The organism is Blastococcus tunisiensis (assembly GCF_900112815.1).
GTDB classification, from domain to species: domain Bacteria; phylum Actinomycetota; class Actinomycetes; order Mycobacteriales; family Geodermatophilaceae; genus Blastococcus_B; species Blastococcus_B tunisiensis.
On sequence record NZ_FOND01000007.1, the window covers coordinates 124,740 to 148,082 of the forward strand.

At 70.1% G+C, this 23,343-nt stretch carries 25 protein-coding genes and 1 pseudogene; 18 read left to right on the top strand and 8 right to left on the bottom strand.

Translation table 11 applies throughout. The features are described 5' to 3' along the window. Window positions 1-51 precede the first annotated feature (51 nt). Window positions 52-366, bottom strand: a pseudogene (locus BM142_RS25660) (Dph6-related ATP pyrophosphatase); the annotation flags it as partial. 495 nt (window positions 367-861) lie between these two features. On the opposite strand from BM142_RS25660, the gene BM142_RS10865 reads away from it, so the two are divergent. Continuing rightward, complete coding sequence (locus BM142_RS10865; protein ID WP_175527225.1) at window positions 862-1,380, top strand: TetR/AcrR family transcriptional regulator; 519 nt, start codon at window positions 862-864, stop codon at window positions 1,378-1,380. A gap of 166 nt (window positions 1,381-1,546) precedes the next feature. On the opposite strand, the gene BM142_RS10870 is transcribed toward BM142_RS10865, so the two are convergent. Continuing rightward, window positions 1,547-1,948 carry a hypothetical protein gene (locus tag BM142_RS10870; protein WP_139228853.1) on the bottom strand — a complete coding sequence of 134 codons (402 nt, stop codon included), beginning with the start codon at window positions 1,946-1,948 and terminating at the stop codon, window positions 1,547-1,549. A 287-nt stretch (window positions 1,949-2,235) separates the two neighbouring features. On the opposite strand from BM142_RS10870, the gene BM142_RS10875 reads away from it, so the two are divergent. Then, a protein-coding gene (locus BM142_RS10875) for an IS3 family transposase (RefSeq protein WP_254790775.1) occupies window positions 2,236-3,395 on the top strand; the annotation gives its coding sequence in 2 pieces (ribosomal slippage) (window positions 2,236-2,506 and window positions 2,506-3,395; 1,161 coding nt in all). Between the two features lie 160 nt (window positions 3,396-3,555). Here the strand turns inward: BM142_RS10875 and BM142_RS10880 are convergent. Then, a complete protein-coding gene (locus BM142_RS10880) occupies window positions 3,556-3,768 on the bottom strand; it encodes a hypothetical protein (RefSeq protein ID WP_139228854.1) in 213 nt (70 codons plus the stop codon). A 477-nt stretch (window positions 3,769-4,245) separates the two neighbouring features. Here BM142_RS10880 and BM142_RS10885 point away from each other — a divergent pair, with 477 nt between their 5' ends. Then, window positions 4,246-4,521 (top strand): twin-arginine translocase TatA/TatE family subunit, encoded by a 276-nt coding sequence (locus BM142_RS10885; RefSeq protein WP_254790777.1) that lies wholly within the window; start codon window positions 4,246-4,248, stop codon window positions 4,519-4,521. Window positions 4,522-4,600: 79 nt separating this feature from the next. After that, the gene (gene tatC, locus BM142_RS10890; protein WP_092198029.1) at window positions 4,601-5,458 is read left to right on the top strand and encodes a twin-arginine translocase subunit TatC; all 858 of its coding nucleotides are present in this window, start codon (window positions 4,601-4,603) and stop codon (window positions 5,456-5,458) included. A 690-nt stretch (window positions 5,459-6,148) separates the two neighbouring features. Here tatC and BM142_RS10895 read toward each other — a convergent pair. Continuing rightward, window positions 6,149-7,564 (bottom strand): alkaline phosphatase PhoX, encoded by a 1,416-nt coding sequence (locus BM142_RS10895; protein ID WP_092198033.1) that lies wholly within the window; start codon window positions 7,562-7,564, stop codon window positions 6,149-6,151. A gap of 354 nt (window positions 7,565-7,918) precedes the next feature. Between BM142_RS10895 and BM142_RS10900 the strand changes: the two genes are divergently transcribed. The 3 genes from BM142_RS10900 (at window position 7,919) to BM142_RS10910 (ending at window position 9,315) form a co-directional block, all read left to right on the top strand. Beyond that, window positions 7,919-8,554 (top strand): flavodoxin domain-containing protein, encoded by a 636-nt coding sequence (locus tag BM142_RS10900; RefSeq protein WP_175527226.1) that lies wholly within the window; start codon window positions 7,919-7,921, stop codon window positions 8,552-8,554. Between the two features lie 37 nt (window positions 8,555-8,591). Beyond that, complete coding sequence (locus tag BM142_RS10905) at window positions 8,592-8,873, top strand: twin-arginine translocase TatA/TatE family subunit (protein ID WP_092198039.1); 282 nt, start codon at window positions 8,592-8,594, stop codon at window positions 8,871-8,873. Between the two features lie 145 nt (window positions 8,874-9,018). Continuing rightward, window positions 9,019-9,315 carry a hypothetical protein gene (locus BM142_RS10910; RefSeq protein WP_092198042.1) on the top strand — a complete coding sequence of 99 codons (297 nt, stop codon included), beginning with the start codon at window positions 9,019-9,021 and terminating at the stop codon, window positions 9,313-9,315. Window positions 9,316-9,422: 107 nt separating this feature from the next. Here the strand turns inward: BM142_RS10910 and BM142_RS10915 are convergent, their stop codons facing one another. Then, on the bottom strand, window positions 9,423-10,025 hold the full coding sequence (locus BM142_RS10915; protein ID WP_092198045.1) for a DUF305 domain-containing protein: 603 nt from the start codon (window positions 10,023-10,025) through the stop codon (window positions 9,423-9,425). 617 nt (window positions 10,026-10,642) lie between these two features. Between BM142_RS10915 and BM142_RS10925 the strand changes: the two genes are divergently transcribed. Next, on the top strand, window positions 10,643-11,452 hold the full coding sequence (locus BM142_RS10925; protein ID WP_254790779.1) for a DUF305 domain-containing protein: 810 nt from the start codon (window positions 10,643-10,645) through the stop codon (window positions 11,450-11,452). A 145-nt stretch (window positions 11,453-11,597) separates the two neighbouring features. Continuing rightward, the gene (locus BM142_RS10930) at window positions 11,598-12,443 is read left to right on the top strand and encodes a F510_1955 family glycosylhydrolase (protein ID WP_254790781.1); all 846 of its coding nucleotides are present in this window, start codon (window positions 11,598-11,600) and stop codon (window positions 12,441-12,443) included. A 66-nt stretch (window positions 12,444-12,509) separates the two neighbouring features. Here the strand turns inward: BM142_RS10930 and BM142_RS10935 are convergent, their stop codons facing one another. Beyond that, entirely contained in the window at window positions 12,510-12,917 is a 408-nt protein-coding gene (locus BM142_RS10935; protein WP_014377651.1) for a four-helix bundle copper-binding protein, read from the bottom strand. 117 nt (window positions 12,918-13,034) lie between these two features. Here BM142_RS10935 and BM142_RS10940 point away from each other — a divergent pair, with 117 nt between their 5' ends. After that, window positions 13,035-13,412, top strand: coding sequence for an ArsR/SmtB family transcription factor (locus tag BM142_RS10940; protein WP_092198054.1), 378 nt, complete (start codon window positions 13,035-13,037; stop codon window positions 13,410-13,412). A 189-nt stretch (window positions 13,413-13,601) separates the two neighbouring features. After that, window positions 13,602-13,766, top strand: coding sequence for a hypothetical protein (locus tag BM142_RS24505; protein WP_175527227.1), 165 nt, complete (start codon window positions 13,602-13,604; stop codon window positions 13,764-13,766). Window positions 13,767-13,898: 132 nt separating this feature from the next. On the opposite strand, the gene BM142_RS10950 is transcribed toward BM142_RS24505, so the two are convergent. After that, the gene (locus BM142_RS10950; RefSeq protein ID WP_175527228.1) at window positions 13,899-14,864 is read right to left on the bottom strand and encodes a M48 family metalloprotease; all 966 of its coding nucleotides are present in this window, start codon (window positions 14,862-14,864) and stop codon (window positions 13,899-13,901) included. Between the two features lie 435 nt (window positions 14,865-15,299). On the opposite strand from BM142_RS10950, the gene BM142_RS10955 reads away from it, so the two are divergent. The 7 genes from BM142_RS10955 to BM142_RS10985 all read left to right on the top strand — a co-directional run bounded on the left by BM142_RS10955 (window position 15,300) and on the right by BM142_RS10985 (window position 21,272). After that, window positions 15,300-15,716 carry a helix-turn-helix domain-containing protein gene (locus BM142_RS10955; protein WP_254790782.1) on the top strand — a complete coding sequence of 139 codons (417 nt, stop codon included), beginning with the start codon at window positions 15,300-15,302 and terminating at the stop codon, window positions 15,714-15,716. 320 nt (window positions 15,717-16,036) lie between these two features. Then, window positions 16,037-16,513, top strand: a complete 477-nt coding sequence (locus tag BM142_RS10960; RefSeq protein WP_254790784.1) for a hypothetical protein — start codon at window positions 16,037-16,039, stop codon at window positions 16,511-16,513. Beyond that, window positions 16,507-17,421, top strand: coding sequence for an ATP/GTP-binding protein (locus tag BM142_RS10965; protein WP_254790786.1), 915 nt, complete (start codon window positions 16,507-16,509; stop codon window positions 17,419-17,421). Before BM142_RS10960 ends, BM142_RS10965 begins: the two co-directional genes overlap by 7 nt. Then, the gene (locus BM142_RS10970) at window positions 17,421-18,107 is read left to right on the top strand and encodes an SAF domain-containing protein (protein ID WP_092198069.1); all 687 of its coding nucleotides are present in this window, start codon (window positions 17,421-17,423) and stop codon (window positions 18,105-18,107) included. The genes BM142_RS10965 and BM142_RS10970 overlap by 1 nt, the downstream gene beginning before the upstream one ends. A gap of 12 nt (window positions 18,108-18,119) precedes the next feature. Further along, a complete protein-coding gene (locus BM142_RS10975; RefSeq protein WP_092198072.1) occupies window positions 18,120-18,929 on the top strand; it encodes a CpaE/TadZ family protein in 810 nt (269 codons plus the stop codon). After that, a complete protein-coding gene (locus BM142_RS10980) occupies window positions 18,919-20,352 on the top strand; it encodes a TadA family conjugal transfer-associated ATPase (RefSeq protein ID WP_254790788.1) in 1,434 nt (477 codons plus the stop codon). Before BM142_RS10975 ends, BM142_RS10980 begins: the two co-directional genes overlap by 11 nt. After that, on the top strand, window positions 20,349-21,272 hold the full coding sequence (locus BM142_RS10985) for a type II secretion system F family protein (protein ID WP_092198075.1): 924 nt from the start codon (window positions 20,349-20,351) through the stop codon (window positions 21,270-21,272). Before BM142_RS10980 ends, BM142_RS10985 begins: the two co-directional genes overlap by 4 nt. A 1,753-nt stretch (window positions 21,273-23,025) precedes the next feature. Here the strand turns inward: BM142_RS10985 and BM142_RS10995 are convergent. Next, complete coding sequence (locus BM142_RS10995; RefSeq protein ID WP_092198078.1) at window positions 23,026-23,343, bottom strand: helix-turn-helix domain-containing protein; 318 nt, start codon at window positions 23,341-23,343, stop codon at window positions 23,026-23,028.

The following is a 23,343-nucleotide window of genomic DNA, read 5'->3' on the forward strand; positions in this document are numbered from 1 at the left end:
TCCCATGCCCAGCGGCCCGAACTGCTCTTCCTTGTGCCGGCGTACGTCAGAGCAGATCAAGTCGCCGAACGCGAAAGCATCGATACCTTCACGGCGCATCTGTACCGCAGCTGTGTTCATGACGTCCACGTATCCGTCCAAGCCCGGTCCTCGCATCGGGACCGTCTGCAACGGAATCCCGATGCGGCGTGTCTGGGCGTCGAGCAGCTCCACCGGGATCCCATGAACCGTGGACTCATCACGCCGGGGGTGGACGGTCGTCACCAGACGATCCACATGGACGTCGGCCTGGGCAAGCAGCACGGTCAGGGCGAGCGCCGAGTCCTTGCCGCCGCTCCAGTGCAACGCGGCTGTCCTCCTATCCACGTGATCGCCCCTTCGTTCGCACTACGGTCCGCACCCCGGCAGCTTCGACATCGGGCAGGTCACACAACTACAGCATCGCTTCGAGGCTCTCCGTGATCACGAGGACCCACATCGATGAGCGGCGTCGGGCTGCAGTGCGGCGGCGGCGTACCCCGCCGGCCGGCGGGTGCTTCGGCGGCCTGGTTGAGGCGCCGATAGAGCTGGTCGGGTGCATGTGGAGCCCTGTGACCGCGGGTCTTCTTCGACGATGTCGTGCCGGCCGTGCGGAGCCGTGGTCGGAATGCCGGTACCCGAACAGCTGCGCTCCGGGCACCGGCGGTGCCTCAGTCGTTCCGGTGAGCGGGTAGCGCCACAGCAACACGGCAGCTACGGTCGGCCACCGTGCCTGGCCACGATGCCTTCCCGCCCTCCCGGGCGCGAGATCAGGCGTGTCAGCGCGCTCCGGTGGGGCGCCCACGCGACCCGTCCCGTGATGACGCGATCAAGCTCGCTGCGTTGCGGGTCTTGGCAGAGGCCGGCTACTGCGGTCTGACCATGGACGCCGTCGCCGCCACGGCCGGGGTAGGCAAGGCCACCATCTACCGGCGCTGGGCGAGCAAGGGTGATCTGCTGCTGAGCGTCATCGACGATGCCACCGCCGACCAGCTGACCCGACCCGACACCGGCTGCCTGCGCGAGGATCTTCTGGTGCTTCTGAACTCCCTCGCCGAGGTCCTCGCCGGTCCGTCTGGCCGGGCGAGCCGGACCCTGCTCGGTGCACTGCACCATGAACCCACGCTGGCCGAGGTCTTCCGGCAGGGGCCGCTGGCCCGCTGGCAGGAAGCCTTCACTGAGGTCATCGACCGCGCCGTGGACCGGCGAGAGCTCCGACCGGGAACAGGCGTCTGGATGGCGGCCGAAGCCGGGCCGGGCATGCTCCTCCAGCGGTGGGCCGTGACCGGGCAGCCGCTGGACTCCGCGGTGGTCACCGTGGTCGTCGACGAGCTCCTGCTTCCGCTGCTGCGGCGATGCTGATCGCGGTGCGGCGAGTGATCTTGCCGCACGAGGGCAGGCCGGGCGGCCGTCAGCGCTGAGGGATGTCAGGCGGTACGGCGGTCCGACAGCGCGCACCCATGACGTTGAGCTGATCGCCAGATCCGGCTGCTGCACGGACATTCGCCTACGACGGCGCCCCGCGGACTCACTGCGCACTCCGACCCAAGCGCATCTCGGTCGGCCGGCAACGGGGAGGGATCGACCGCTCGGCCTCGGTCACCGGGGCCGCCCGCGCCGTTGCCAACTGCTCTTCGTTTCGCCAAGTGTGGGCACGGTTGACGAATCGATCCAATGTCATCCACAGCAGGTGCTCGGGGGAGAGCATGGCGTCGGAGTATCCGCGTTCACCGGGATGCAGGGGCCGTGCGAGTTCGGGCTTGCCGGCGCCCCACTGTCGGCAGAGATCGGCCAGGTCCGTGCGGCGGCGCACCGCCACGATGAACACCAGGTCCTCGGCCAGGGCGCTGTCATGGGCCCACCAGCACCACACCTTCACCGGTCCGGCGGCACCGTGCCGGGCCGGGGAAGCCGGTCGCGTTGCGGTCATGGTGGAAACGATCGGTACGCAGGAGCCCCGTCTGAACCGGCGGGCGCGCTGGCTGACCCCTGAGAGTGAGCACGCACAGCCGCAGCTGGCTGTGTGCACTTTGTCGGCGCTGGGAGGCTGCCTGACCAGAGGATGCGACCGGTGTGCGCGCTGATGCGCCGCCGTTGTCCCGCGGTCCTCCCACCCGGGGGGCTGGACCACGCGGTACAGCTCCGCGGATCTGGGACTGCTGCGACTTCAGTTGACACTCGTTCTGCGGGATCTTGTCCCGCGGAGAGGATGTCGCTGTGCCCAAGAAGTTCCCGCCGGAGTTCAAGCGTGACGTCGTCCGGGTCGCCCGCCGCGGCGATCTGAGCCAGGCCGAGGTCGCTGCCGACTTCGATATCTCGGTTGAGTCGGTGCGCCGCTGGGTGCGCCAAGCCGACATCGACGACGGTGTCGTCGATGGGCAGACCAGCGCCGAGCAGAACGAGCTCGTGCAGCTGCGCCGAGAAAAGCGCCGGCTGGAGATGGAGAACGAGATCCTGCGCCGTGCGGCGGCCTACTTCGCCGCCGGCAGTCTCCCAAAATGAGCTACCCGCTGGTCCGTGACCTGGCCGCCGAGGGCATTCCGGTGCGGCTGACCTGCGGGGTGCTGGACCACTCGCCCCAGGCCTACTACGCCTGGCGCTCCGCTCCGGTCAGCCAGCGCGATCTCGCCGACGCCTACCTCACCAACGCGCTCATCGACGCCCACGCCGATGACCCGGAGTTCGGCTACCGGTTCCTCGCCGACGAAGTCGCCGGCGCCGGCCTGGTTGCCGGTGAGCGGCGCATCTGGCGACTGTGTTCGGAGCAGAAGCTCTGGTCGACCACGGTGCGCAAGGGCCGGCGAGGCGCGGGCAAGACGCCTGGCCCGGCGGTGCACGACGACCACGTGCAGCGGAACTTCACCGCCCAGCGCCCCGATCAGACCTGGGTCACCGACATCACCGAGCACCCCACCGCCGAGGGCAAGCTCTACTGCTGCGCGATCAAGGACCTGTTCAGCAACCGCATCGTCGGCTACGCGATCGATGAGCGGATGACCGCGCAACTGGCCGTCACCGCGCTACGGACAGCGGTTGCGCGGCGCCAGCCAAGAGGTTTGGTGGTGGTTCACAGCGACCGCGGATCGCAGTTCCGAGCAAGATCCTTCCGAGCCGTTCTGACCGCCGCCAGGCTGCAGGGATCGATGGGCCGCGTCGCCTCCGCGGGCGACAACGCCGCGATGGAGTCCTGGCACGCGCTGCTGCAGAAGAACGTCCTGGACCGCCGCCGCTGGCGCACCCGCGACGAGCTCCACGCCGCGATCGTGTTCTGGATCGAGCACACCTACAACCGCCGATGGCGCCAGCGCGCCCTCGGCAAGCTCACTCCGGTCGAGTACGAACTCGCCTTCACCACTCAAGCCGCTGTCGCGGCATGATCCGTCCCAACCCCTGTCAACCGAAGCTGCAGCAGTCCCTCTCTCGCCACCGGTTGACCGGGGACTGCCCTGGACCGGCCTGGATCCGCTGTCTAACCTTTCGCCGGCACACCCCGCGTCCTGCCTTCGTCCTGTGCTCCGGAGGGGCCGGGCGTCCCGCCTAGCGTCGACCGCCAACGATCACCCCCAGCATGGCCAGGGCCCGCGTACTGTTCTCGGCTGCCTCCCGGCGCCGCTGGGCGAGGGCGCCCAGGAACTCGGCCACCTGCGGCTGCGCGTTCCGGCCGGCCCGGTCGGCCCGCGTGCGCAGCACGGCCGCCGACTGCCGATTCATCGCCAGCTGACGCAGCTGGTGGGTGATCTCCACGCGCATCCGACCCGATGGGCCGGGCCGTCTCGCCGGGACACCACGCGCCGCTGACGCCATGACAGATGGTGGGTCCGGCTCGCAGGCGTGTCCAGCCCGGTGGAGCAACACGCTGCACCCAGGCGCCGGACACGCCGCGTCATGTGATGTCCAGGCCCCCCACCGCTTATCGCCGGCGTGCGGGCACCCGCGGGTCAGGAGCCCCACCATCAGGGAGCGCGGGTCCAGGACCGAGCTGTGACGCAAGAGCAGAGCGTCGATCACCCGGGCTCGGTGCGCTGCGCTCGTTCGGCCGGATACGGGGAGGTGCGGGTTCACCCCGATTCTGTTTCTCGGCCACCTCTGTGTATCCGGCGCCTCCTAGCGTCACTGCCGGTGAGCCGCGGTGCGGGCGGCATTCCAGGCCAAGCACGTCGACCCGCAGCGCAGGGCGATCCCCGCCGTGCCCCAAGACGAAGGAGAGACCCGATGAGTTTCGGACCCATGGAGATCGGCTTGATCCTCCTGGCGATCCTGCTGCTGTTCGGCTACAAGAAGCTGCCGGACGCCTCTCGTTCGCTGGGCCGTTCGTTGCGCATCTTCAAGGGCGAGATGAAGGGCATGAAGGACGACGACCGCGGCAAGACCGCTGACGACGGTGTACCGGTCAGCCGGGAGATCGCCGCCCCGCTGCGAACCACGGACGTCGATGCCCGGGCGGACGGCAGCGCCGGCCGGCACGATCGCGCGCTGTCGACCGGGCCCGACGGCGCCCGCTGATCGCCGTCGACTCACCGTGAACCTCCAGGGTCGTGGGCTGCGTCGCCGTCATCGTTCCGCACGGGACGGCACGGCCACGATGACCCTCGTCGCGCACCTCACCGAACTGCGGAAGCGGGTCGGCCTGTCGCTGCTGTTCATCGTGCTGGGCACCGCACTGGCGTTCTGGTGGTACGAGCACGGGCTCGGCGAATTCATCAGGGCCCCGTACTGCGGCCTTCCGGAAGACCTTCGCTACAACGATGCCGACGGTGATTGCGGACTGCTGATCACCGATGTTTTCAGCGGGGCGCTGATCCGGCTCAAGATCAGCTTCATCGTCGGGATCGTCCTGTCGGCACCGTTCTGGCTCTTTCAGCTGTGGCGCTTCATCACGCCCGGCCTCAAGCGCAACGAGAAGCTCTACGGGGTGTGCTTCGTTGCGGCGTCCTCGGCGCTGTTCGCGCTCGGCGCCGCGCTGGCCTACGTATCCCTCGCGGCGGGGCTCCGGCTGCTGCTGGGCCTGGCCGGCGACGGCGTCATAGTCGCACTGACCGCGCAGGACTACATCGGCTTCGTCATCTCGCTGCTGCTGGCCTTCGGGGTCTCCTTCGAACTGCCTCTGATCGCGGTGATGTTGAATCTGGCCGGCGTCCTCAGCTACGCGGCGCTGTCTTCTGCGCGCCGCTGGATCGTCTTCCTGACTTTTGTCTTCGCCGCCTTCGTGACCCCGACCCAGGATCCGTTCACCATGCTGGTGATGGCCGTGCCGATGGTCGTGCTCTTCGAGGGGGCGATCCAGGTGGCCCGGCTGGTGGACAAGCGGCGCGCCCGGCGCGCGGCGATCGAGTCTTTCCACGATGTCGACGACGACGAGGCGTCCCCGCTGGAGGCTGCACCCTCGGTCCTCGATGATCAGGCAACGCACAGCGAACCGCTGCACAGCCCCTCGACCTGATCTTCCGCACCCTGGCGCGGGCCCGGTGCTGCTCAGTCCGGGGCAACGGGGCGGAGACCCAGTCGCGTCGGCGATCACCTGCATGGGCTGCCGCGATCAGGTAGCGGTCCTCGAGGTCTGCTGGTCGCGCCCCAGCGTCTGGCGCCGGGTCGCCCCGGGGGATCCGCGCGGCCCAATCTGCGAATCCTGGGGGTGACCTGGTCTCAAGCGGCGATGTTCGTCAGAGTCGGCGGGCGTTGCTGGGCGGGGTGGGAGAGCCGCGCGAGCAGTTGCGGGGCCGCCTCCAGCTCTACGGGAATGGCGCCCCGTCAGCAGCCGGTACAGGTCGCTGCGGATGTGTCTGTTTGGTGCAGTCGGACGGTCGGCGCCCGCGGACGTCTGCGCAGCTGAGTGGAACCAATCAACTAGCGCGAACAGCATTGAAACCGGCTGCAAGCTGGCGGACCTCCGTGGGACTGTGCGGATCCTGCGGGCCCTCTACCGGCATCGAATCTGCCGGTCGGCGGAAAGGCTCGGAAGGAAGCCGATTTCCGGGGGCGAGGCGGAGGAGTTGTCGCAGGTCGCGTGCGTCCTGTCCGTAGAGCCGGCCGCGCCCCGGCATCCGGAGGGGATGCCGGGGCGCGGTGGTACGGGCGGCGGCTGCAAGCGGAGGTGTTCACCTCTCGATGGGGCAGCGCCGCGGAGCTGGGCTCAGAGGGCGCCGTTCTCCCAGGGGCCGCGGATGGCGAAGCTCACGCCCGGGGTCTGGACGTTGACGAACATGACCTCGCCGTCGGGGCTGAAGCAAGCACCGGCGAACTCCGCGTCCGCTGGTGTCTGGATGTTGTTCAACGCGAAGTCGAAGATCTCGCCCCGCTCGTTGAGTCCGCGGACGTACTGGTCGCCTCCTCCGTCCTCACACAGCACCAGACCGCCGCGGGGGCTGACCGTGATGTTGTCCGGCGCGTCCAGCACCTCCCGTGACGGCGACTCGAACAGCAGGATCAGCTGCCCGCCCGAACGGCCGCGGGGTCGGTACTCCCACACCTGCCCGGCCTGGGCGTCGCCACCGCTCGTGGCGTTGAAGAAGATGCTGCCGCCGTCGTACCAGCAGCCCTCCAGACGGGCGAAAGCGGCACCACCCTGCGCGGCGCCCTGGCTGAAGACCGACTCGGTGGTGATCGCCGCCGGGTCGGGGTCAGTGATGGTCACCCACTCGACCGGCATGGGGTTGCCGATCCGGTCGCTGACGCCGGTGTAGGTCTGGAAGCCGGGCTGCCCCTTCACGGCCAGCATCTGCAGCTGCCCGCCGGCGGCGAGGTTCTGCGGATCGGTGGGCAGGAACCGGTAGAAGCCGGAGGTGTTGCCGCTGTCCTCGGTCTCGTACACGATGCCCGTCGCCGGGTCGATGGCGACGGCCTCGTGCACGAAGCGACCCATCGCCCGGTAGGGCTCCGGGTTCTCGACGACCCCTCCGTCCGCTGGCACCTCGAAGACGTAGCCGTGGTCCTGGGTGAATCCGTTCTGCCGGCCGTTGACGGTCTCCTCGCAGGTGAGCCACGAGCCCCAGGGGGTGAGACCGCCGGCGCAGTTGACCGAGGTGCCGTTGATGCTGATGAAGCTGTCGGTCAGCGCGAACTGCGCGGTGTCGAAGGTGAGCGTGGTGCACGCGCCGCCGGCCACTGGGTCGTAGGCGTTGTCGGGGTCGCCCTGGAGGCCCTCGGCCGGGCCGTAGCCGCGCTCGTGGTTGCGGACGAGACGGACCACATCGTCGTTGCCGGTGGCGAAGGTGGCCATCCCGTCGTGCCGGTCGGGTGTCGGGTAGCCGTCGGAGCCGGTCCCGGGCTTGCCGAGGGCGGCGGCGTAGGCCGCGCTGTAGCCGAAGGACGTGTATTCGAAGCCGGCTGGCAGGGTCAGCAGGGGTAGGCCGGTCGCCATGTCGTTGACCGGCGCGATGGGGCCGTAGCCGCCGTTGTTCTCGGCCTTGAGCTCCTGACCCCGGCGGCCGGGGGCGGCGAGGGCGCCATGCGCGGCAAGGGCCTGGGTGCCGCCGCCTACGAGCACGGTGCCGGCGGTGACCGCGGCGCCGCGCTGAAGGAATTTGCGGCGATCGAATGAGGTGGTCATGAAGTGCGCTCCTTGGGGAGTCCTGAGAAAGGGCGCTTCGGACGCTAGGTAGGGCGGGCAGCCGGCAGCCGGCGGGCAGGCGAATCCCAGGGAAACGGTGGACACCCCGGCTCGGGCAGCGGGGAACCTGCCCTTGTGACCGTTCGTGCCGCGTGTCGGCTGCGCTCTGTGATCGGCTGGCGGGAATGGCGCCATGCAACGCGGCGGTCAGCGGGATGATTCGTCTTCGGCAGCGGGTGCTGCGGAGGGTCGAGTTTCCCTGCTGTTCTTCTCTCGACCACGTCGGCGCCTCGCCTGGCACCTAGCGTCCGACGGGTGGCTGACTCGATGCAGGGACTCGATGGAGGGAGAACGATGACCGCTGATCCGGCGGTTGCGACGCGACAGCCCGTCGGCCTTTCGCCCCGGTGGCGGTTCCGGTCGGGCACGGCGCCTGCGTTCGGTGCGGGCGGCGGGGGCCCGCGGGTGCTGGTGGCATTCGCCAGTCGGCACGGCGCCACCCGGGAGATTGCGGCGGCGCTGGCGCGATGGCTGCCTGAGTGCCAGGACGGTCAACGTGCGGGGGTGTCCGCGGTGCTAGCGCCAGTCGAGCGAGGTCCCGATCCGGCAGCCTTCGACGCGGTGGTGCTCGGGAGTGCGCTCTACGCGGGCGAGTGGCTGAAACCGGCTCGTCGTTACGTCGGGGCCGTTGCTTCGGAACTGCGAGCCCGCCCCACGTGGTTGTTCTCCAGCGGCCTTGCCGGCGGATCCACCGCGCTGCTCCAGGACGGTGACGATGCTCGCTGGATCGGCGACTCGATCGGCGCCCTCGCTCACCGGGTATTCCCTGGCCGGGTGGAGCGGCGGGTGCTGTCCGCGGCCGAGCAGCACGCCTGGCCCGCGGGGCCGGGCGTGGCGGGCGACTTCCGGGACTGGCCGGCCGTCCGTGCCTGGGCCGGGGAGATCGCGACCCAACTGGCCGCTCGGCAGGCAGCCCCCATGGCGGGCTGAGGCCCTGTGCTGTGCCGATCACGCGAAAGGAGTGTCGGTGTTCAACTCGATCGGTTGGGGCGAGATCGTCGTCCTCGGGCTGTCCGCCCTGTTCATCTTTGGCCCGGAGCGGCTTCCGGACCTGGCGAAGGACGCCGCTGGGGGTCTGAAGCGAGTTCGGGGCGCGGTAACCGGGGTGCGGAGCCAGGTGCACGAAACTCTCGGTGACGATTTCGACCACCTACGCGACCTTGACCTCCGCAGGTACCACCCGAGGACGCTCGTGCGCGACCACCTGTTAGGCGAGGAGGACGGGGTCGCCCGCACCACGCGGAGGTAGACCGTCCGCGGTCCCCGATTCGTTCCGTCGACCGACCCGCCGAGGCCATCGTGTTCGCCTGCCATGAGCGCCTCGTGGCCGAGCACCTCGGTCGCCTGGCCGAGCTCCGGAGCGACCCGGCGAGGCTGGTACGTGACTGAGGGGGGTGCTGGAGGAATATGCCCTCATCTCGTATCACCGTGGGCGCCACGGCACCGGGGTGCTCGGCGCTCTCCTGCACCGCGGAGAGCACGTCGACCGTGAGCAGCAGCAGATCCTCAACCTGATCCGAGACCTGCTCGTAGAGGTGGCCGCGGTCAACGGACTCCGGGACGACGTAGCACCGGATGAACTCGCGAACTACTGCCTGCACGCTTTGACGGCCGCTGCGAGCCTGCCGTCCCAGGCTGTTGTCCGTCGGCTTGTTGACGTCTCGTTGGCGGAAGTCAGTCCACAGGGCTGAGAGACGCGTTGGTCAATACGCCCCCAGGTCGTCCCGTCGACTGCGCCACCGGCGGGCCCCTCGGCGGTTGCTCACCTACCGGCCCTGGTGACCCGGCAATGCCGTGGTCAGTCCGACGGCGGGCAGTCGCGCAGTGCGGACCCCTCGAACTCGGGGACGGTGCGATCCCGTGCCTCCTCGAGGGTCTCCGCCTCCCCATTCTGCTTGATGTCCTCGATCAGCCACTCCATCTCGGCAATCTCCTTCTCCTGGGCCACGATGATGTCGACGGCGAGCCGGCAGACGCGGACGTCGTCGATGTCGGCGCGCTCGGAGCGGGTGACGGCCAGCGAGTGGTGCGGGATCATCGCGCTCATCCAGTTGCGGTCGTCCACGGTGACCTGGCTGCGGTCGAGGTACACGGCGCCGCCGAACAGCAGAAGGCTAGCCACCACGATGGCGATGTTGCCCTTCACGTTCTTGTACATATTGAGCATCCAGGCCAGCATGACCAGCCCCATGGTGCCGCCCATGGTCAGTGCCATGAAGACGCGGCTCTCGCTGAAGCGGACGTGGCTCCACTCCCACGAGCTCACGAACATGACCCAGTACATGACGACCATCGCGGTCAAGATCATGGCCGCGAAGCGCAGGTACATCTTGGTCTCGTGCGACAGCTTGCCGCCGTGCTGCTGCTCGTTGCCCTCGGCGTTCTTCGGCGCAGAAGCCATGGTGGGGTTCTCCGTTATCTCGTCGGCCGGTGCGGAAGTGCTCCACGCGTCGTGCCGCCATCAGCCGGCCGGTCACCTCTCCGGCGCCTCCGCCTCGCGTGGGCGGTGGGAGGCAGGTCGCGCGACGTCCGGGACCGTGTGCGGACGGACATTGCGTCGGTGAAGCCATGCCCGGATGCCCGTACGGTCGTACGGACAAACACGAGTGGCTCGATGCTCTCGGCCGGACAATCGGAACAGGTAGCGTCGTGCCCGCCGCCCAGCCTGCAGCATGGTCGGGTCGGCGGTGTGGAGCGGGGGTGCCATGCGAGGCCGGCGGATCTGGGCGTTGCTCGCGGTGGCCGCCGTCCTGGCCACGCATGGGGTGCAGTGCATGAGCGGATCTGTCGGCTCAGCCCACGCCACCGTGGCACCGGCCGTCCCTCTCACCGTGTTCGACGGCGGCTCCACCTTGTTCCCTGACGGAACCCACCACGTCGCCGCCATCGGCGCAGACCCGACCACGCCACTCCACCCCGCTCCTGACGGCATCCCAGCCCATGGACCGGAGCTCTGGACGATCTGCCTGGTTGTGCTGTTCGCGGCGCTGGCGCTGGTCGGCGTCGCGTTGCTGTTCCGTGGGCGAGCCGCCCTTGTCGTACGAGGCCCGCCCCCCTCGCTGCGGAGGCTTCGACAGCGCTACCGGCTGCCACCTGCGCCGGATCTCTCCGCTCTCTGCCTCCTGCGGATCTAGGCCGAATGCCGCGACCCCGCCGAGCACCTGCTGGACGGGGTCGATCAGGCACCCAGATCCCATGGACAGGAGATACGCGATGACCCGCACGACAGCTCGACTCGTCCGCATCGCCGGTGGCCTGCTCGCCGGCATCGCCGTCCTCGGCGGCTGCTCCGGCGCCGCCGACGGCACCGCGGCCGACAGCACCACTTCCGCCGACAGCGCGGCGAGCGTGTCCGACCAGTTCAACGACGCCGACGTCGCCTTCGCGCAGGGCATGATCCCGCACCACGAAGGTGCCCTGATGATGGCCGAGATGGCTCTGGAGCGCGCCAGCGATCCTCGCGTGCGCGACCTGGCCGAGCGCATCCAGGCCGGTCAGGATCCGGAGATCGAGCTGATGACCGGCTGGCTGGAGGAGTGGGGAGCGCTGGTGGAGTCCAGTGGCATGGGCGGTATGGATCATGGATCCGGCGGCGGTATGGACCATCGCTCGGAGGGCATGGGGGACATGCCGGCCGCCGGTCCCGACTTCGACGTCATGTGGATGCAGTCGATGATCGAGCACCACGACGGCGCGGTGATCATGGCGCAGATCGAGATCGACGACGGTGAGAACGAGGAAGCGATCGACCTGGCTCGGCTCATCGTCGAGACGCAGAACGACGAGATCAACCAGATGCAGCAGCTGCTGAACGAGCTCGGCGGCTGAGTCGGTGCCCCCGGGGACGGCGGCCAGTCCGCCGCCCCCGTCTGTCACTGCTTCCCAAGCCACCCCCGGCCCCTCAGACAGATCCCTGGAGATTGCCGTGCACCGCCACGTCCCGCCTCGTCCCCGCCGTCCCCTCCGTACGCCGATGACCGCCAGCTCGGTGATGCCCGCACTCGTGGCTGTGCTTGCCGCGTGCTCCTCGCCGGAGCCCAGCCCCTCTGCCCCGACCGGAGCGGTTCCCGCGGGGTCGTTGCCATCGGCTCATGTCCACGGAGTCGACATCGACCCCGGAGACGGAGACGTACTGGTGGCGACTCATGGGGGTCTTCTCGAGGTGGGTGACGGCGGCCAGGTCACCCCCGTCGGCCCGGTGATCGACCTCATGGGGTTCAGCGTGGCCGGTCCCGACCGGTACCTGGCCTCCGGCCATCCCGGGCTGCGCGTCGACCTGCCGCAACCCGTCGGCCTCATCGAGTCCACCGACGGCGGCCGCACCTGGACGCCGCTGTCCCGACAGGGGCAGTCGGACTTCCACGGCTTGACCGCCAGCGACGCCGGTGTGCTCGGCTTCGACGGGGCACTGATGCGCAGCGCCGACGGTCGAGAGTGGGAACAGCTGGACATCCCGGTTGAGCCGCACTCGCTGGCAGCGTCACCGGATGGGACGCACGTGCTGGCGACAACTCAGCAGGGGCTGCTGCGTTCCGTCGATGCGGGGTCCTCGTGGTCGTCGGTGGATGGGGCGCCCGTCCTCCAGGTGGTCGATTGGGCCGACGGCGACAGCGCCGTCGGGGTGACGCTGACCGGGGTGGTGTGGTCCAGCACGGACCGGGGCGAGAGCTGGCAGGAGGCGGGGCGGCTGGACGCGGCTCCCGAAGCTGTGGCGGCGTCATCGGAAGGCGATCGGATGCGGCTCGTCGTCGTGACCACCGACGCTCTCGTCGAGTCGTCCGACGGCGGCTCGACTTTCGAGGTGCTGTTAGAGCGGTGACGCCGCTCCGGGGCGCCCGGCCGTGCTGGACCGTGGCGCCCCCGGCGGGCTCCCTGTGGGCATCCGTCAGCCGAGCGAGCTGATGAGGTCCCGGCAGGCCCGCTCGCAGCGCCGGCAGGCCTCGGCGCAGACCCGGCAGTGCTCGTGCATCGAGGCGTGGCTCTCGCACTCGTCACCGCACGCCTTGCAGGCGGCAGCGCACGCCTCGAGCACCGCCCGGGTGAGGTTGGCGTCGTAGCCGGTGTGCCGGGAGAGCACGCGGCCGGTCGTGTCGCAGATGTCGGCGCAGTCGGTGTTGCTGCGGATGCACTTGGTCAGCTCGGCGACCATGTCCTCGCTGAGACAGGCGTCGGCGCAGGCGGTGCAGGCCTGGGCGCACTCGAAGCAGGCCTCGATGCACTCGAGGAGCTTCTGCTTGTCCACTCCGCCGAGGTCCTTGGGGTAGGTGTCGAGCATCTGGGCTGCAACGGTCATGGTCGTCTCCTCGGATTTTCGGCGCTGGGCGGCTCGGATGTCGCCCGCAGTTGGCGCCGACGAATCCGCGGTACCCGCAGACCCGTACGGGTATGAGCGGCCTGGAGGTGTTTCTCGATGTCCGAACCTGACCACGCGCATCCGATCGACCCGGAACGTGTCGCGCATGCCCGCGCCCGGCTGCCGAGTCGAGAGGAGGCCGCCCAGCTGACCAGCGTGCTGAGCCTGATGGCCGACCCCACCCGAGCCCGAGTCCTGTTCGCGCTCGACATGGTCGAGGAGCTCTGCGTCGGCGACCTGGCGCTGGCCCTGGAGGCCAACGAGGACGCCGTGGGGTATGCGCTCCGGTTGTTGCGCACGGCGGGACTGGTAACCAACCGGAAGCAGGGGCGCGTCGTGTTCTACCGCCTGGCCGAAGGTTTCCCCGAGCCACTGCGGGAGCACTGCCTCCGCCAGTTGGTTGTCCTGTCAGAATCGGCGCCGGACGACGACTGACAGTTGGCGTGCCGAGGATGGCGCAGGTCGGCCACACCCGGACGGTCGTCCGGGTGATCACTGTCGTTTCCCCTGCAGTACCGGCCGTTCCCAGCCACATCTCCGTTGAGGCGGGCAGCCGGATGAGAGCGGTATGAGTGGGTTCTCATCCACGGAGTGCTTTCCCAGGTGCGCCGTTACGGTCGGATCATGCGAATCCGACGCACGATCGCGGTCCTGTTTACCCTGACGGTCCTATTCTCCGGCAGCGCCACGCTGACCGCGTGCGGCTCCGGAGTGGGAACCGACGTCATCGAGGACACGGGCAACGATGACGGGGAGAACGACCAGGACGAGGACGACCAGGACGACTGACCACGGGGCAGTCCTACCCGCGGAACGGTGTGACCGACGGAGCGAGCCCCCTGCGCGGACAGCCACCCGTTCCGATGCTCGGCCTGTCCTGTGCTTGGTAGTGCGCGCGCACCTGAACCCGTCCGCCCGGGGTTATTCCTTCGGCACGCTGCTGTCATTCGGTGCTACAAGGCCGGGCCGGCATGGTCCGGTGTGAGCGAGGCTCGGGGGAGTGCTGGAAAGCTGTAGCTGCCGGGCGGCGGTCGCCGGGTGACTGGCCAGCGGCCTGTCGATCAGGGTCCCGGCGTGGCAGGGGGCCACTTGGTCGAGTGCCCGGGCGAGGTCCGGGCCCGCTCCGAGGCTGGCGGCGTAGGAATCGGCGGCGCGTTCGCCGGCACGGCAGGCAGCGGCTTCAGCGACGGGGGAGACCGTGACGGCGATCGCCACGGTGATCAGCGTGATGAGTACGGGCACGACATGTTCGGGTGGGCGGTCTTCGCGGAGGATGTCGACGATGGCGACAACGAACGCCATCGGCATCAGCATCGTGCCGACGCCGGAGAGTGGAAGCGTGTGGCCGATGCGGATAGCGGCCCGGTAGATGCTCTGCCACGGAAGGGTCAGCCAGTCGGCGATCAGCCCGTACCGGGGGCCGCGGGTGATGTGGTGTCCCACCTCGTGCAGAGCCACGGCTACCGCCTGCTCCGGGGTCAGTCGGCCGGTGTAGAGGAGGTGCAGGAAGCCGGTGGTCACGGCGATCGAGCGCAGACCGACGGCGAACGCGTTCGGCGCCGGGGCGGTGCGGACGTACCAGTCGAGGCGGTCAGCAGCCACCTCGCAGCGGTTCTCCGCCTGCTGTTGAAGCCAGGTCAGCCACTCGGCGTCTCGGCCGGTCGGCATCCGGAACCGATAGGCAGTGCCGACCGCGAGCCGCTCGAGCGGGCGGGTCAGCAACAACACAGGGACGAGGAGCAGCCACGCGGCGACAGTCAGGAGGGTGTACGGCCCCAACCAGCTGAAGGTGACCGTCACCAGCATCGCGCTGAGCAGGATCGCTGGGGCGGCGCACAGCAGGCGCCACTCTGCGGAGTGTCGGGGAGGTTCGCAGCTGTGCTTCATGTCGGCCACCTTTGCCCTGCGTGACGTTCGGGACGACCAACGCTGCCAGCGGGCACCGACAACAATTGGGGGGAGACGTATCGAGGCTCCTCGGGGTTTGCGGCGCATGAGGACCCAGCGGTCGGGGTGATCGCGTGGGTAGACGACACGGCGACCCAGGGGAAGCCGTCGGGAGCGATGTCTCGCTGGGCCCCATGCCCAGTGTCGCGACCGGGGCGGAAGGGGTGTCCTCCTGTCGCCGAGCGGAAGGCGGGCACGACGCCTGCTATCGGAGGCACAGTCGACAGCTGAATCACACCGATGAAAGCCGCGCGTACCGGGACCTGCTGCAAGCGCCCATCGCCGTCGATAAGGTTCACGACTACCGGCGGGCATCTGACCGGGCTGGGCGATGGGGGTGCTGTGGCGCGGCCACTTCTCCGCGGTGATCGTCTCTTGGCCGCCCGGGAGGCTGTGGGCCTGACGAGGGGGGACCTGACCCTTGCGCTCGGGCTGTCCAGCCCCTCCCGGATCAGAGTGTGGGAGTCGGGCATCGAGCGGCCGAGGCCGCGGTTCGTGCCGAAACTCGCGGCAGTGTTGGGCGTCGAACCACTCCAACTGCTCGATGTCGACCCGGACGATCCGCCACTGGCGGCGTTGCGTGTGGCCGCCGGACTGGCCACGAACGAGATGGGCGCACCCGGTATGTCTGTGATGACCTACGTGCGCCTCGAAGACGGCCGGCCGGGTTCGGAGCCGACCGGCAAGGTGATCGCGTCGATCGCCGCGGTCCTTCGCATCGATGAGGCGCTGGTTCAGTCAGCCATCCGCCGCTCTCGAAGCGACCACGCCGCCGAGGCGGCCTTCAGATAACTAAACCAGCCGGTTCAGCTGGGGGTTGCGCTCACCCGGACGGATGGTAATTTCCCTTCCGAGGACCGGTCGGAGGAGGCCGCTATGGACAGCGCCAGAGTCGTGTGCCGGCGAAGCGCTGCTCTGACTCTGATCCGCACATCCCATTCCCGGGGGCCGGTGCCGGGGGCCGTGACCCCGGCGTCGGTCTGCTCGGTAGGACCACGGCGATGACAGGCCCGCGGGTAGCCGCTCGAGCACCTGCCGCTCTGGCACTGATCCTGGTTCTCTTCGGTTGTAGCGGGGGAGAGACTCCGCCGCGGGCGACGACGTCGAGCTCCGTGGCGGCACCGACCACGACCACCGCACCACCGCCGACCCCGGAGGAGTTGGCGGAGGAGGCCGCGACCACCGCCTTCACTGAGTTTCTGCGCGTGACGGACGCGGCCAGCCAAGACCCCGGAGCAAGGGATTGGGAGCCGGAGATCCGCCAGTACGCTGGTGACCCCGCTGCCTACCTCGCCGTCCAAGCAGTTCGTGACTATGCCGTCCTGGGCCTCCGGCAGGCCGGCGAGTCGCAGGTGGACGTCGAGGTCATGAGCGTGGACCTTGCCGCGCCGGAGGGGCCCACCGTGGCCATCACCGGCTGCTATGACAGTCAGAGCTCGCAGCTGGTGAAGGTCGACACCGGTGAGCCGGTTCCGCCGGGGACTCCGCCCCGGTACGTCTGGGACATCGCAGTCATCCAGTACCTGTCTGAACCGGGCGCACCGTGGCTGGTCAGCACGCTCGAGCCACGGACGGACCAACCGTGCTGACGCTGACGCGCATCGCGGGACTGGTCGCGGCCCTCCTCGCAATGAACCTCGCAGCGCCTGGCCCTGCAGCCGGGGCCCCGCCGGTCGAGTGTCAGCGGACCGATCCACGTTCGGGCATCTGCATTATCTGGGTCCCGGCCCCGTCTGGCGACGGGAACGGTGGCCGCGGAGGCGAGGATGGCTCCACTACCGGACCGGTTACTACTGGCGGCGAAGGCACCGCCGAAGACCTGAATCCCTGCACCTACGAGATTGCTGATCCGCAGCCGTGGGTGTTCGACCCGGTCTGGGCCGGTCAGACGCCGGAGAGCGGCACGATCTGGCTGATGGTCTGTCCACCGCCGCCCGGGTTCTCCCGCGATTGGGTGGCACGCATTTTCCTGCCCAATGGCGCTGACCCGCCTTCTGCTCAGCCGGTCGATCCTCAGGTGCTGGCCGAGCAGGCGATTTCGGCGATGGTGATGCATGCGCCGCAGATCGGGATGGCCCCGCCACCGGGCTCGACCGGCGGCCTGGTCGGGCTGCCGGTCTGGATGTGGACCGAGCGCGGCGAGCACATCACTGGGCCCACCCGAGAGTCGGCGTCCGCCGGTGGGGTGACGGTGACCGCGGTGGGTGAGGTCAGCCGGATCGTCTGGGACATGGGCGACGGCAACACGGTGACTTGCGGCGCCGGTACGCCCTACCCGGCCGGTTCGGACGGCGAGTCGCCGGACTGCGGCTACACCTACGCAACCGCCTCGGCCAATCACGTACCTGGCGGCGGGCCTTGGCCGATCACCGCCACCAGCACGTGGACGATCACCTGGTCCGGCGGTGGGCAGTCGGGCACAGAGGTCTTGGAGCTCTCGTCGACGGCTGAGCTCACGGTCGGGGAGCTGCACGTGCTGAATCAGGACGGCCCTTGATGGCCCGGACCCGTACCGACGACGCTCCCGCGCGGCTGGACGCCCCGGCCGAGCCACTAGGTCTCTCGAGGGCACCCGCGTTGCCCCCACCCCGGCGCCGCCGCCGGCCGGCGCTGCTCGCCCTGGCGGTCGCGATGGTGGTCCTGGGGGCGCTCGGCGCCTCCTTCGTGGCGAGCTCCCTGGGACAGACGACCTCGGTTGTCGCGCTCGCCCGCGCCGTGCCGTGGGGACAGACGCTCACCGACGCCGACGTGGTGGAGGCGCGGATCGCCGCTGACCCGGTGTTGTCACCGATTTCGTACGCCGACCGCGACGAGGTCATCGGCATGGTGGCGGCGACCGACCTGATGCCCGGGTCGCTGCTCACCCGCGAGGCGTTGAGTACCCAGCGATTCCCGCCGCCGGGGCAGCACCTGGTCGGGGTGGCGGTGACCACCGCCCAGTTGCCCGCGACCTCGTTGCGGTCCGGCGACCAGGTGCTGCTGGTGCCGATGGCCATCCAGGGCATGGCACCGGACGCTGCCGCCGCGCCGGGCACGGTTCAGGCGACGGTCGCCCACACCGGACCGGTCGGGGTCGACGGGCTTCGGGTCGTCGATGTGCTCGTGGACGACACCGACGGCGCGGATGTGGCAGCCCGGGCGGCCGCCGGTCTGGTCGTCATCGTCGTGGTACCGGGCGAGTAGGCGGGGATCCCGGTGTTGATCGCGCTGACCTCGGCGAAGGGCTCTCCGGGGGTGACCACCGGGGGGTTGGCGCTGGCACTCTCCTGGCCGCGGCGGGTGATCCTGGCCGAGCTGGACCCGGCGGGCGGCGAGGTGCTGGCAGGTTACGGCCGTGCGCAGCTACCGGTCGGCGGGCTGGGCGAGCTGGCCTTCGCCGCCCGCCGCGGCGGTCTGGGACAGCAGCTGTTCGCCCATCTGGTGCGACTGGACGGAGCAGGCAGAGCACTCCTGCTGCCTGGGCTGGTCGAGCCGGGTGCCGCGCGCGGCATCGACTGGACGCGCCTCGCGGCTGCCTTGGCCGGACTCGACGAGCAGGCAACCGACGTGCTGGCCGACTGTGGGCGGTTGCGGGCGGAGCGGTTCCCGATCCCGGTGTTGCAGCGGGCCGCCGCGGTGGTCCTGGTCACGGGTTCGACGCTGCGGGCCGTGCACGCGGCGAAGCTTTCGATCGCGGAGCTGCGGACACTGTTGCCCGAGACCCCGGCCGGTGGTGGGGCGTTGTGCGCGCTCGTGGTCGGCCCGGGGGAGCCGTACACCGCGGGCGAGGTCGGTGATGCACTGGGCATGCCGGTCGTGGGTGCGCTGCCGCGCGACCGGAAGGCGGCGCCGGTGCTGAGCGACGGCGCCCCGGCCGGCCGGCTGTTCGCCCAGTCGGCGTTGCTGCGCGCTGCGCGCACGGCCGCGGCGGACTTGGCCGAGTTCGCCGCAGCCCGGCACGACCGGCTCGCCGCGACGCCACAGCCGACCTCAGCGAGTACGGCCGGGAGCAGCCGTGGCCGCTGAGCAGATGAATGACGCAGGGGCGGCCGTTCCGGCCGAGCCCAACGGGCACGGGTCCTTGGACGCGGCGCCTGCCACCCTGGACTGGACGCTGGTTCGCCGGCTGCACGACGCGACGGCGACGGCGCTGGCGGAGGAACTCAAACGGCGACCGGCCCTGCCGGTGGCGGCACAGCAGGAACTGGCACGCACTCTCATCCAGGACGAAATCGACCAGCTGGTGCGCGAGCGGATGCGTACCGGCCAGGCCGTTCCGTCCGCGGAAGACGAGCTGGCGATCGCGGAGGCGGCGTTCGCCGCCCAGTTCGGCCTGGGCCGGCTTCAGCCCTACGTGGACGACCCGCTGGTGGAGAACATCGAGGCGCACGGCTTCGATAACGTGTGGGTCGGCTACGCCGACGGCCGTGACGTGCCCGTCGAGGCGGTCGCCGACTCCGACGAGGACCTGGTGCGGCAGCTGCAGTACATCGCCGCCCGGCTCGGCCGCTCCGAGCGGACCCTGACCCCGGCCAGCCCGCTGCTGACGATGCGGCTGCCGGACGGTTCGCGGCTGGCGGCGGTGATCGAGACCGTGCCGCGCCCGCAGCTGGTGATCCGCCGGCACCGGATCCGAAACGTGGACCTCTCCGACCTGATCGGACTGGGAGCCCTGGACCGGGCGCTCGCGGAGTTCCTGCGGGCGGCGATCCGGGCCCGGAAGAACATCGTCGTGACCGGGGGGCAGGGCGCGGGGAAGACGCTGCTGCTGCGGGCGTTGGCCAATGAGCTGCCGGTGCAGGAGAACGTGGCCACGATCGAGAAGCACTTCGAGCTGCTGCTGCACGACCTGCCCGAGCGGCATCCGCGGGTGGTCCCGTTCGAGGCCCGTGAGGGCACCGGCGAGCGCGGCCCGGACGGCCGCCGCCTCGGTGAGGTGACGCTGACCGAGCTGGTCGAGCAGGCGCTGGTGATGAACGCCAGCCGGGTGTGGCTGGGAGAGGTTCGCGGCGAAGAGGCGTGGCCGCTGATCGAGGTGATGGAGGCCGGCGAGGGCGGCTCCTGCTGCACCCTGCACGCCCGATCCGCCCACCTCGCCTTCGAACGCTTGGCCAACCTCTGTATGCGCGGCCGGGCGTCGGTCACCCCCGAGCACGCTTACCGGTCCTGTGCCGGCGCGATCGACCTGATCGTGCACATCGCCACCGTGGACGAGCGGTGGATCGGCGGACGGCGACACCGGTTCGTCAGCCAGGTCCTGGAGTGCAACGGCGTCGGCGAAGCCGGCCGCCCCGCCGTCACCGAGGTGTTCGCACCCGGCCCGGATCGTCGGGCGGTGCCCGAGCACGACCCGGTCGACCTGGCCGACTACGAGCGGGTTGGCTTCGACCCGGAGTGGCTGCGCAGCGGCCGCGGGCACTGGGCACACCCGCTGGAGACCCTCCGGTGAACGGGCTGGTGCTGCTGGCCGGAGTGTGCGGCGCGCTGATCGTCGGCGGTCTGGCGGTCGCCGTCCACGGGTGGTTCGGGACCGACGCCCCGCCGGCCGCGTGGCGACGGTCCCGTCGCTGGCGGTCGATGCTGGCGACCGGGGAGCGGAGCACGTCCAGGCAGCGGACGCTGTCCGCGGCGGCCGTCGCCGCGGCGCTGGCGGTGTGGCTCGGCTCGGGATGGCCGGTCGGTGGCGCGCTCGCCGGCCTCGCGGTGGTCGGGTTCCCGTGGTTGCTGCGGCAGTTCACCGCCGGCAACGCAGCAGTGGAGCGGCTGGAGGCGTTGCAGGAGTGGGTGCGCCGCGCCTCCGACGTGATCGCCGCCGGTGGTGGCCTGGAGCAGACCCTGATCCGGTCGGCGCGCACCGCGCCGGCGCCGATCGCCGTCGAGGTGGCGACGTTGACGGCGCGGCTGCAGGCCCGGTGGCCGACCAGCCGGGCGCTGCTGGCCTTCGCCGACGATCTCGATGACGCCGCTGGCGACCTGGTCGTCGCGGCGCTGCTGCTCGGTGCGGAGCTGCGCGGCCCCGGGCTGGCCAGGGTGCTGACCGAGCTGGCCCGGAATCTGTCCGAGGACGTCACGATGCGCCGGAAGATCGAGGCCGACCGGGCCAAGCCGCGCGCGAACGCCCGCTGGCTGCTGATGATCACCTTCGCGGCCTGTGCGGTGGCCGCGCTGAACGGCGACTACATCGCCCCCTATGGCAGTGCGGTCGGTCAGCTGGTGCTGGCCGCGATCGCGGCGATGATCGTCGGCTGCCTGCTCTGGATGCGCCGGCTCACCCAACCGGCGCTGTCCCCCCGCTTCCTGGTCAACAACGATGGGTTCAGGAAAACTGAAGGACCCGTCGTCGGGAACCTGACCGGGGATGGCCGCTGATGTTCTCGGGTCGGTCCTTGGGTTCGCGAACCGGTCGCTGTGTCGGCGTTCGCGCCGGCGAGGTCGGGGTGGTCGAGCGTCGCGGCGTAGTGCGCGGCGGTGGCCATGGTGACGCCGAAGAAGTCGCAGATGCGGCGCAGGTCTCCTCCGGTGGCGTGGGCTTCGTCGACGATGCGGTCCTGACGCAAGGCTTGGGCGGACATGCCGAGTCTGTCGGTGACCCAGGGCCGTCGCACCGGTCCGGTGGCGGTGGCGGACAGGCAGTGGATGAAGAAGTGCGGGTTCACGCTGTTCGGCCAGCGAAGGACCCGGTCGGCGAGGTAGGCGTCGAGGCGCACCTTGGCCGGCTGGGCCAGCGGGATCGTTCGGTCGGGCAGGTGCACTCGGCCGTCGCGCACGTCGGTGAGCTGCAGCGCGCAGATCTCACGGGCACGCAGTCCGTGGATGCCGACCAGGGCGGTGAGCGCGGCTCGTACCGGGTCGGGGGAGTTGAACGCCTCGCGCAGGCGGGTGGTGTCCAGCGGCAGCGGGGTGCGGCGTTCGACGTTGCCGACGCTGATGCGCGCCGTCGGGTTGACGAAGAGCACCTTGCGGCGCTTGAGGATGGTGAAGATCGAGCGCAGCGCGCCGCCGAGCGTGGCCCGGGCGGTGCCGCTGGCGGGCAGCAGAGCGAGTACGTCGGCGCGGGCAATTTCGCGCAGCGACCGGTGCCCGGCATCGGCCCACGCATGCAGGGCGGGCAGCGCCCAGCGGGTGCGGGTCTGGATGGTGACGATGCTGCGGGGGCGGCTGCGCGGCGGCGTGCTGCTGCCGCAGTGGAGGACCTCGAACCAGATCTGCAGTTCGCCGGTCATGGGTTCGGGCAGGTCGAGGATCTGCCTTTCGAACCACACCTGAACGGTGGGAGTGCGGTCGTCCTCGAGCAGGCCATTGGTGTCCAGGATCGCGAGCACTGCGCGGACGGACAGGCCGAGCGGGACGAGGTGCAGGACGTCGCTGGCCTTGATCGGCGCCGCGTCGATGCGCCGCAACGCCTGCAGCACGCGCAGTCCGATACGCGCACGAGTGGTCTGGCCCTCGGACCAGCCATGCCCTTCGGCGTGCTCGCGGGCGTGCCGGTCGAGCAGCGTGGCGAGGGCGAGACTGGGTGGCTCGCCGAACCCGTAGCGGCGAGCAGGGTCCTCGATCGGGCGGAACGCGAACAGGTCGAGCTGGTCCGGCAAGGGCGCCGGGCGGGGTTCGCGTCGCGGCGCCTCGGGGCCGGGGCGGCGGAAATCGCGCCGCGGATGCGGCCGGAAGCCGTTCTTGGACGAGGACATGTTCGCGAACATCAGCTGCTGCCCGTGCCGGTTGGCCAGGGGCACATCGATCGGCTCGTTGCGCTGGGATTGATCGCGGGTCTGCTGCCAGCACAGCCGACAGGCGAGCCGATCGTTGATCGACAGGCGCTGCCCGCAGGAGATGCAGGGCCCCTCGACCGGGTGCAGCACGCGCCAGGATTGGCAGCCGCCGCACAGCCAGTTGCGGGTGCGTCGGACACCCCAGGCCAGGCAGTCGCGGCAGGAGTCGGGCGGTTGCGGCGCGTATTGATGGCAGCGCCGACACAGCCCTCCGCTCCAGTAGTCGCCGACCGACCCGCATCGGCGGCACGGCCGCGGCCGGCCCTTGGTGCCGGGTTTGCAGTCGTAGCACCAGCGGCGGGCGTGGTAGCCCTGCGGGCGCTGCCCGCAGCGCTCACACATGGGCGCCAGGGTCACGCCGGAGGCTTGGTTCGCCGCCGTCCCGGGATCGGTTGCGCTCGGGCCTGTGAGCGGGCCGCGGCCGTCGGCTTCTTCGGTTTGCGGGCCGCGACGACCTCGGGCTCGCAGAGCAGCAGATCGCTCGGGGTGCAGCCGAGCACCGAGCAGATCACGTCCAAGTCGTCGAGGCGGATGGTCGTCGGGGTGCCGGCCCAGAGCCCGGACATCTTCCCGGCGCTGATCTCCAACCCGGCATCGGCCAGGCGGCGACGCAGCTCGGTGGACTTCCAAATACCGGCCTCGGCGGCCTTCATTCGCATGTTCCAGCGCAT

Excerpts from the sequence above, each read along its gene's own strand:
- BM142_RS10870 (WP_139228853.1), bottom strand. The coding sequence starts at position 1,948 with ATGACCGCAACGCGACCGGCTTCCCCGGCCCGGCACGGTGCCGCCGGA.
- BM142_RS10880 (WP_139228854.1), bottom strand. The coding sequence starts at position 3,768 with ATGCGCGTGGAGATCACCCACCAGCTGCGTCAGCTGGCGATGAATCGG.
- BM142_RS10885 (WP_254790777.1), top strand. The coding sequence starts at position 4,246 with ATGGAGATCGGCTTGATCCTCCTGGCGATCCTGCTGCTGTTCGGCTAC.
- tatC (WP_092198029.1), top strand. The coding sequence starts at position 4,601 with ATGACCCTCGTCGCGCACCTCACCGAACTGCGGAAGCGGGTCGGCCTG.
- BM142_RS10895 (WP_092198033.1), bottom strand. The coding sequence starts at position 7,564 with ATGACCACCTCATTCGATCGCCGCAAATTCCTTCAGCGCGGCGCCGCG.
- BM142_RS10900 (WP_175527226.1), top strand. The coding sequence starts at position 7,919 with ATGACCGCTGATCCGGCGGTTGCGACGCGACAGCCCGTCGGCCTTTCG.
- BM142_RS10915 (WP_092198045.1), bottom strand. The coding sequence starts at position 10,025 with ATGGCTTCTGCGCCGAAGAACGCCGAGGGCAACGAGCAGCAGCACGGC.
- BM142_RS10930 (WP_254790781.1), top strand. The coding sequence starts at position 11,598 with ATGACCGCCAGCTCGGTGATGCCCGCACTCGTGGCTGTGCTTGCCGCG.
- BM142_RS10935 (WP_014377651.1), bottom strand. The coding sequence starts at position 12,917 with ATGACCGTTGCAGCCCAGATGCTCGACACCTACCCCAAGGACCTCGGC.
- BM142_RS10940 (WP_092198054.1), top strand. The coding sequence starts at position 13,035 with ATGTCCGAACCTGACCACGCGCATCCGATCGACCCGGAACGTGTCGCG.
- BM142_RS24505 (WP_175527227.1), top strand. The coding sequence starts at position 13,602 with ATGCGAATCCGACGCACGATCGCGGTCCTGTTTACCCTGACGGTCCTA.
- BM142_RS10950 (WP_175527228.1), bottom strand. The coding sequence starts at position 14,864 with ATGAAGCACAGCTGCGAACCTCCCCGACACTCCGCAGAGTGGCGCCTG.
- BM142_RS10970 (WP_092198069.1), top strand. The coding sequence starts at position 17,421 with ATGGCCCGGACCCGTACCGACGACGCTCCCGCGCGGCTGGACGCCCCG.
- BM142_RS10995 (WP_092198078.1), bottom strand. The coding sequence starts at position 23,343 with ATGCGCTGGAACATGCGAATGAAGGCCGCCGAGGCCGGTATTTGGAAG.